The sequence below is a fragment of the Candidatus Ruminimicrobium bovinum genome (genome assembly GCF_902760015.1).
GTDB lineage: Bacteria > Elusimicrobiota > Endomicrobiia > Endomicrobiales > Endomicrobiaceae > Ruminimicrobium > Ruminimicrobium bovinum.
This window is the reverse complement of the sequence record NZ_CACWEU010000199.1, coordinates 1-7805: the sequence shown is the minus strand read 5'-3', so window position 1 is coordinate 7805 and position 7805 is coordinate 1. Positions and strand designations below refer to the sequence as shown.

11 protein-coding genes and 1 pseudogene are annotated in these 7805 nt (G+C 30.7%); 6 read left to right on the top strand and 6 right to left on the bottom strand.

Annotated features, from left to right (window positions below; all coding sequences use genetic code 11):
* The 4 genes from ACMUOV_RS06695 to ACMUOV_RS06680 all read left to right on the top strand — a co-directional run.
* A partial coding sequence (locus ACMUOV_RS06695; protein WP_413854329.1) for a LysR family transcriptional regulator substrate-binding protein occupies positions 1-517 on the top strand: 517 nt, incomplete at its 5' end.
* A 77-nt stretch (positions 518-594) separates the two neighbouring features.
* Positions 595-1179: a hypothetical protein gene (locus ACMUOV_RS06690; RefSeq protein WP_413854328.1), complete on the top strand. Its 585-nt coding sequence runs from the start codon at positions 595-597 to the stop codon at positions 1177-1179.
* 24 nt (positions 1180-1203) lie between these two features.
* The gene (locus ACMUOV_RS06685; protein WP_413854327.1) at positions 1204-2367 is read left to right on the top strand and encodes a M20/M25/M40 family metallo-hydrolase; all 1164 of its coding nucleotides are present in this window, start codon (positions 1204-1206) and stop codon (positions 2365-2367) included.
* Between the two features lie 64 nt (positions 2368-2431).
* Entirely contained in the window at positions 2432-2926 is a 495-nt protein-coding gene (locus tag ACMUOV_RS06680) for an S-ribosylhomocysteine lyase (RefSeq protein ID WP_413854326.1), read from the top strand.
* A gap of 2 nt (positions 2927-2928) precedes the next feature.
* Here ACMUOV_RS06680 and ACMUOV_RS06675 read toward each other — a convergent pair whose 3' ends face one another.
* The 3 genes from ACMUOV_RS06675 to ACMUOV_RS06665 form a co-directional block, all read right to left on the bottom strand.
* Positions 2929-3231 (bottom strand): TIGR04076 family protein, encoded by a 303-nt coding sequence (locus ACMUOV_RS06675; protein WP_413854325.1) that lies wholly within the window; start codon positions 3229-3231, stop codon positions 2929-2931.
* Positions 3232-3268: 37 nt separating this feature from the next.
* Positions 3269-3763 carry a flavodoxin gene (locus ACMUOV_RS06670; RefSeq protein ID WP_413854330.1) on the bottom strand — a complete coding sequence of 165 codons (495 nt, stop codon included), beginning with the start codon at positions 3761-3763 and terminating at the stop codon, positions 3269-3271.
* Positions 3764-3887: 124 nt separating this feature from the next.
* Entirely contained in the window at positions 3888-4319 is a 432-nt protein-coding gene (locus ACMUOV_RS06665) for a MerR family transcriptional regulator (protein WP_413854324.1), read from the bottom strand.
* Between the two features lie 223 nt (positions 4320-4542).
* On the opposite strand from ACMUOV_RS06665, the gene ACMUOV_RS06660 reads away from it, so the two are divergent.
* The gene (locus tag ACMUOV_RS06660; RefSeq protein ID WP_413854323.1) at positions 4543-5058 is read left to right on the top strand and encodes a hypothetical protein; all 516 of its coding nucleotides are present in this window, start codon (positions 4543-4545) and stop codon (positions 5056-5058) included.
* A 19-nt stretch (positions 5059-5077) separates the two neighbouring features.
* On the opposite strand, the gene ACMUOV_RS06655 is transcribed toward ACMUOV_RS06660, so the two are convergent.
* From ACMUOV_RS06655 to rlmD, 3 genes are all read right to left on the bottom strand, one after another.
* The gene (locus ACMUOV_RS06655) at positions 5078-5410 is read right to left on the bottom strand and encodes a DUF3795 domain-containing protein (RefSeq protein ID WP_413854322.1); all 333 of its coding nucleotides are present in this window, start codon (positions 5408-5410) and stop codon (positions 5078-5080) included.
* Positions 5411-5456: 46 nt separating this feature from the next.
* Positions 5457-5960, bottom strand: coding sequence for a DUF4833 domain-containing protein (locus tag ACMUOV_RS06650; RefSeq protein WP_413854321.1), 504 nt, complete (start codon positions 5958-5960; stop codon positions 5457-5459).
* Positions 5961-6030: 70 nt separating this feature from the next.
* On the bottom strand, positions 6031-7416 hold the full coding sequence (gene rlmD, locus ACMUOV_RS06645; RefSeq protein WP_413854320.1) for a 23S rRNA (uracil(1939)-C(5))-methyltransferase RlmD: 1386 nt from the start codon (positions 7414-7416) through the stop codon (positions 6031-6033).
* A 288-nt stretch (positions 7417-7704) separates the two neighbouring features.
* Here rlmD and ACMUOV_RS06640 point away from each other — a divergent pair.
* Positions 7705-7805, top strand: a pseudogene (locus ACMUOV_RS06640) (N-acetyltransferase); the annotation flags it as partial.

Genomic DNA, 7805 nt, shown 5'->3' with positions numbered 1-7805 from the left:
TTTAAGCGGAAATGCGGACGATTTATGCGAAAAGTTAGATAAAGGGTTACTTGATTTTGCCATTCTAATAGAACCGGTAAACATATCAAAATACGATTATATAACCTTACCCAAGAAAGACAAGTGGGGCATAATCATGAAAAAGAATTGTTCTTTAGCAAAGAAAGAAAATGTTAAATTTGAAGATTTAAAAAGTTTGCCGCTTATAGTTTCAAGCCAATTACTGAAAAAAACTTCTGTTAACGACATATTTTTCAAATGGTTTAAAGGAAATTTAAAGAATTTAAATATCGTTGCAACTTACAACCTTTTTTATAATGCGGGATTAATGGTAAAGTCAGGTATAGGATATGCTTTAATTTTAGATAAACTTGCAAACACGGCATCAAATTCGAACTTAACTTTTAAACCGTTAAGCCCGAAACTCGAATCCAATTTAAATATCGTTTGGAAAAAATCTCAACTGTTTTCTCCCGCCGCAAAAATTTTTTTGGAAAAATTGAAACAAATTTTCTAAAATGTATTTCAATTTTTATTTTCAAATTGTAATCAACAGTGACAGAATAAAATTATTTAAAAAAGCGGGAATATAAAATGTGTTTTAAAAACAGAAAACTAATAGTTCGGTTATTGTTTTTATGCATGTCGGTAACATTAATAACAGGATATTTGTTTTATAACGAAATAAATAATATTCCAACAATTTCAGACTTTTTAGGAACATGGACGGAAGTAACTGCCGGCAGAATCTATGTGGAAATTAACAAAAAAGATAACAAAATAGAAGTGGTTTACGGCGGTTCAAGTTCCGCATATTCGCACAGTGAATCAAAATTTGAGTGTGAATACGATAAGAAAACAGGTAATTTGGTTAGTTTCGGAGCGACACATACAGATCAATTTTTATCTTGTAACGGTTACAGTTATGAAGATAACATGGAAAAATTTTTTGAATATTACGACAAAAATCCCGAATTGGCTAAAGACGAATATAAAACATACACCGATGATAAGAAAAGAGTTATAAAAATTAAAAAAGGTACCAAAGACCATTTTATAGTTGATGACGAAGAATATATGGATGAAGAAAAGAAAACTGAAATCAAACAAAATTATGAAAATATGGGCTTATATTTTGAAGACGACAAGGATACAGTTTTTTATAAATATAAAAAATAAAAACAAAGAATATAGGAGCAAATTATGAATATTGGTGAATTAAGGAAAAATAACGAATTAATAGATTTGTTTTGTTCTATTGCGGAAATTCCGTCACCGTCATTAAAAGAAGAAAAAGTTATAGATTGGATTTGCAATTATTGCAAAGCAAATAATTTGCCATATGAGACGGATGATTATAAAAATATATACATAACAATACCTGCAACTGATACAACAAAAAAACCGATTTTGTTATCCGCACACATGGATGTTGTAGGAGATGATTCCCCTGTTGTTCCTTATTTGGACGGTGATTTAATAAAAGCCGAAGGCAGAACTCTCGGGGCGGACGATAAAGCAGGTGTTGCAAATGCATTATATTTTGCAAAAGAACTTGTAAAAAGGTTTGATATAAAGCACGGCGGATTAGAACTTCATTTTACAAGAGATGAAGAAAACAAAATGACCGGAATAAAAAATACGGATTTTTCAAAAATAAATTCACAGTATGTGTTAGTATTGGACAGTGATGCTCTCGGACAATGCTTGGTTGCAGGTGCAAGTTATGTTGATGTAAGTTTAAAAGTAACCGCACCAAAAGGCGGACATTCCGGAAACGATATCGGAGATAACACAAGGAAAAATGCAACAAAATTAATTGCGGATTTGGTTTCGGATATGCCGCAAGGAGTATTTTACAATGAAGACGGTAAGGTTGTAACTTCCTGCAATATAGGCGGAATTTTATCAGGAAATTTAAATATTACAAATGTTATAAATACCGATGCTGCAGCAACATATTCAATAAGAAGCTCAAACAAATCAAAAGAAAACGAACTTATACAAACCATGCAAAAGACAGTTGATGAATTTAATAAAAAATATGAAGGTATTGCAACTGCAACTATTGTTTTTAACGAAAAAGTACCGATGTTTGAAAAAAATCAAGACGAATATATGCCGAATTTATTTGCAAAAATTGCTAAAACAATAGGGATAGAACCGGAAATTTCATCATTCCATGCAGGAGCAGAAACTCATATTTATGCCAATAAAACAAATGCTAAAGGTGAAAAGTTTTCCCCGTATTTAATAGGATTGGCAACCGTATGTAATATGCATTCCGCTAACGAATATGTTGACTATAAAACAATGATAAAAGGTCAAGAATTATTAAAAGCTTTATTTGAAGCTTATAATTCTTAAATTTTTGCAAAGTTAACTTAACTATGATAGAATAAAATCACCATACAGCAGGAGGCATTATATTATGGAAGTTATTCAAAGTTTTACCATAGATCACACACACTTAAAACCGGGAATATATGTTTCAAGAGAAGATAAAGATTTTACCACATTTGATTTGCGAATTATAGAACCTAATAAAGAACCTGCTGTTGCTCCTTCCGCCATGCATAGTATGGAACACTTGATGGCTACATGGTTTAGAAATTCACAAGTTAAAGATGATGTGGTATATATAGGGCCTATGGGGTGTCTTACAGGTATGTATATCGTTATGACGGGAAAATATACCGTGCAAGATATGCGTAAACTTACAATCGAGTGCCTTGAATGGATTTTAAAACAAACGAAAGTCCCTGCCGCGGAACCTGAAAGTTGCGGTAATTATCTGTTACACGATTTGCCTATGTGCAAATGGGAAAGCAAAAGATATCTCGATCGTCTAAAAAATAATTTTCACAGCGAATATACAAAACTTCAAATTAAACTTGAAGACGGAAAAACCTTTGCCGATGCATAGAATTATTCCACAGTTTCAATGTAAAAACTGACAGGACGAAAACCGTCGTTGCAAGAAATCATTGCCGAATGTTTATTTTTCATCCAACCGTCAAAAAAATCCCCGCCGCCTTCGGCAAGTGCTTTAACAAACTTTTCCATACTATCCCAAGCACTGTCACATAAATTTTGCGGTTTTTGGGCATCATAAGAAACAAAAACATCACCGATTTTTATATCGCAGGCATGCTCTATCGGATTTTCATATTTTTGTATTAAATCAGAATATTCAGTTTGTTTAACGGCAGTAATTTTTACGGCTTTCATAATTGCTTTTCTAAGTATTATAAACTTACATCAACAATTAAAGCCATTTAGAAGCCCAAGTTTTAAGGTCTTTTTCCGAAACTCCGGAAGAAAATCTTTTACCGTTATCAACTTTGGCTTTCGGTGCCAACTTTTGCATAATGCTGCCGGAATCACCCATTCCGGAACCGCCTGAAGTTGCAAAAGGAATAACCTGTTTACCCGAGAAATCGTAACTTTCCATAAATGTATCTATAATGGAAGGTTCTCTATACCACCAAATAGGAAAACCTACAAAAATAACATCATATTTGCTCATATCGGTAACTTTGTTTGCAATGGCAGGTCTTGAACTTCTGTCGTCCATTTCAACGGAACTTCTGCTTTTTTTATTTGTCCAATCCAAATCCGCATTTGTATAAGGTTGTGCGGGTTTTATTTCAAACAAATCCGCTCCGATTGCTTTGGAAAGTTTATCTGCAACACCTGCTGTTACACCGCTTGCACTGAAATATGCCACTAAAACTTTTTTGTTACTTTTTGCTTCTGCCATAACTTCGCCTCCGTTATTATTTTTAAATACAAAAATTGTTCCGACAAAAACTACAATTAATACTGCCGCAAAAATTTTTAATTTCATAAAAACCCTCCAAAGTTTTGTTATATATTATATTTTTTTATTTATAAGGATTCCAAATATCGTTTGTTTTATTTTTTAAAAGATTTTTATAATATTTTTTCTTTTTTTGTAAAATTTCCATTTGCTTTTGTAATTCTTTTAAATGTTCCTGCAATTTCTTTTCCTGATTAAAAATTATTTTTGCTCTCTGCGGTATTGTCTTATTACCTTTTAGGCACAAGTTTATATAAGTTTTAATATCACTTATGGACAAATCTGTTGCTCTTAAGCAATGAACTGTTTTAAACCAAGACAAATCATAATCAGAGAACATTCTTATATTACTTTGTGTTCTTGTAACAAAAGGTATCAACCCTTCGTTATCATAATACCTGACTGTATGTGCGGAAACACTCATAATCTTTGCAACTTCTTTCACGGTATATTTTGGAGTTTTATCTAAAGGTTCTTCTTTTTTTATTTTTTTCATAAAAATTCTCCGGAAAATTTGAAGATTTGAAGAGCGGAAATTAAACAGCACGGAATACCAAATTTTTAAATCTTCATTTTTTAATCTTTTCAGTTTATCAACTATTGTTAAATTATACTACATTAGAGTTACTATAAGTCAAATTTTTTTTGATTTATAAAAATTCAATTTGATAAAATAGAGCATATAAAATTTATATAAAGTTTAAATTAACGGGAGTATTATGAAAAAATTATTATTTTTATTATTGACATTTTTTGTTTTAATCGGCTGTGCACAAACGGAAACCGTTGAAGAAAAACCGAAATTGATAGGTATGGCAAACCCGTGGACAGATTGCGGGAAAGATTTAAAGCAAGCTGCCGAAATTGCAGGTTTTACTTTTCCGCTAATCCTTTCAAACTGTGATGTCAGGGCAATGAAGGGAATGATAGAAATAAATTATCCGTTAGATGATGTTAGAAGTGTTTGTGTCAGAAAAACCGATACGGAAAAATTTTCAAACAACGGTGATATAAGCGGAGTTTATAATAAATATCCAGTAAACAAAGAATTTATGCTAAAAAATGCCGTTCCCTTAAAAATAAGAGGGACCGAAGATAAAATATATGTTATGAATATGGCTGCATCAAGCGGCTATTATTCCGCTTATTGTAAAGAAGGTATGACAATACAGGAAATTGAAGAAATATACAATATTATAGCCGAAGCGGAAACAAAAGAACTTTATCCTAACTAATAAATTTTATTTTTAACGATTACTTTTCTAAGTTTTTAAGTGCTTCCGCATTGTTTTCGATAACCATTGCAACTTTTTTACAAGTTTTTATTTCGGAACATTCACCGCAAGTTTCATACTTTTTACTTAAAGCACATTGCCTTATTTGGCAAAATTTATCGCAAAATACAGTTTTTGTTCCGTCTATTCTGCAACCTTCACAATTAATCATTTCCGATGTAATAGTAATATTGTTTAGTTTGCTCCATTTGTCCGCAACTTTTTTTCTTAAATCGTTATCGTTATTTATTGTTGCTAACCTTGCTTCACATTTTTCACAATCCAACCCGCAATATGCAATAAATTTTTTCATATTTTTCTCCAACAGAAAATTTATTGTAAATTCCGACTTATTAACTTTATTTTACAATTACTTTTTCTTCTATCGGTTCGTTACCGTTTACGGTTAGTCCGTGTAAAGTGTAAAAGGATACCGATGGCACGCCCAACCAATTCTCTCTGGATTGTATATAAATTTTTTCCAAATATGCTTCAACATTATTTATCAATATTTTTACTTTAGGTTTTCCGTCAGTCATTAAAATTGTCATTGTTTTGTCATCAATAACTTTTAATGTTAAATCAAAAGTGTTGTCTTTTTCATTATATTTTGTTTTAAAACCGTAAATTTTTTTATCAGAAGTGTTTAATTTTTCTCTTTTTTTATTTTTTTCGGTAAAAGAAACCCAATAAGAGTCAACGGGATTTTCTTTATTAATTTGATTATTCGAATCCAACATTGCATCATAACAAACAATATTCGGATTTTTATTCATTTCTATATGAAACAATCTTAAAGGATTATCTGCAAATACAATACCGCAAAAAAAAGATAACACAACCAAACAAATAAATTTTTTCATTAATAATCTCCTATCTTTGTGATTTTCGTATTCTATAATAAATGGAACAATATGTCCAATATATAAAAATTTATATTTTCTCCAATAAAACTACCGTTTCAATATGGTAAGTTTGCGGGAACATATCCACAGGACAAACTTTTATAACCTTATATTTTTCATCTTTAGTAATAAGTTTTAAATCACGAGCAAGTGTTGACGGATTACATGAAACATAAACTATTTTTTTAGGATTTAAAAATAAAAGATGTTCTATTACATTTTCAAAAAGTCCTGCACGTGGCGGATCTATAATAACATAATCAAACTTTTTATTGTTCTTTTTTACCCATTCCTGTGCAGGTTGTGCAAAAAATTCTATGTTGCTTATATTATTTATTTGTGCATTATGTTTAGCACTTTCAATAGATTCTTTCACCTGTTCTACACCGACAACAGACCGGACATGCGGAGACAAACATATTCCTATGGCTCCCGTTCCGCAATACATATCAAGTAAAGTATCTTGTTTGGTTGGGTGTAAAAGTTCTATTACAGTATTATATAAAACTTCCGTTGCTTTTGTATTGGTTTGAAAAAATGAAAACGGTGCAACTGAAAAATTAAATTGTTTATCCGCAACGGTTAATGTTTCGGTAATGTTTTCGTTACCATACAACAATGTAACATTTTCGGCATTAACAGCATCGGAAAATTTTGAGTTCTGTGTCCAATATATACTTGAACAAAAAGATGATAATTGTTTTACCGCACTATCAAAAAAATTTTTGTTTATATCTTCTTGTTTGTTGGTGACGATATTTACAAGTAAATCACCGGTATTAACACCTTTTCTTAAAACCAAATGCCTAAAGAAACCTTCGTGAGATTTGTTGTTGTATGCTTTTAGACCGGTATTTATTGCAAACTTTTTTACTATTTCACATGCTTTTATAATATCTTCATGTGCAATATAACACGGAGGAACTTCCGAATACTTATAAAAACTCCCTTTGCAATGTAAACCTAATGAAAGACGGTTTAATGGTTGAACAGTTGAAGAGTTTAAAAGTTCATTGTAAAAACTGAACTCCATTTTGTTTCTGTAGTTCCATTGAACGGGACTTTGTTTTGCTTGAGGTATTTCTGTATCTAAAAAATTTAAAAGTTCTTTAACACAATCTGTTTTGAACTTTATTTGATTTTCATAAGCCGTATGTTCAAACGAACACCCACCGCATTTACCGAACGAAGAACATTTCGGTTCAATTCTTAACAGGGAACTTGTTAATATTTTTTCAAGTTTTGCTTCTCTGTAAGTTTTTTTATCTCTTGTAACAAAAACTTCGGCTTCTTCACCGGGAAGTAATCCTTCGGTAAAAAGAGCAATACCGTCTTCGCACCTGCACAAAACATTTCCCGGAAAAACTATTTTTTCAGCTTTAACTTTAATTATTTTATGTTTTAATGACGACATATTATTTCCTTATGATATATTTTCTATTTATTTTATCATATTTAAATTGTAAACTATATCGGTAGTAATTTATAATTAAATTTTTGTAAATAAAAAAATACAAAATATATTTAATTTTAACATTAAAATACATTACATTTTACAACTTATCTTTATTTTATATAATTTATGCAAGCATGGTTATCAACAAAAGATAAAAATAATGTGTACAAGTATTATTGCAAATACAAAAAAAGTTGCAATGGTTATCGGGAACAATGTGAAAGCACTTAAAAATTTGGAGAAAAAATGAATAACATAATAATTCGTTTAGAAAAAAAAGAAGAGTATAGAGAAGTAGAAAATCTTGTCAGAGAAAGTTTTTGGAATGTGTATCGTCCGGGCTGTTT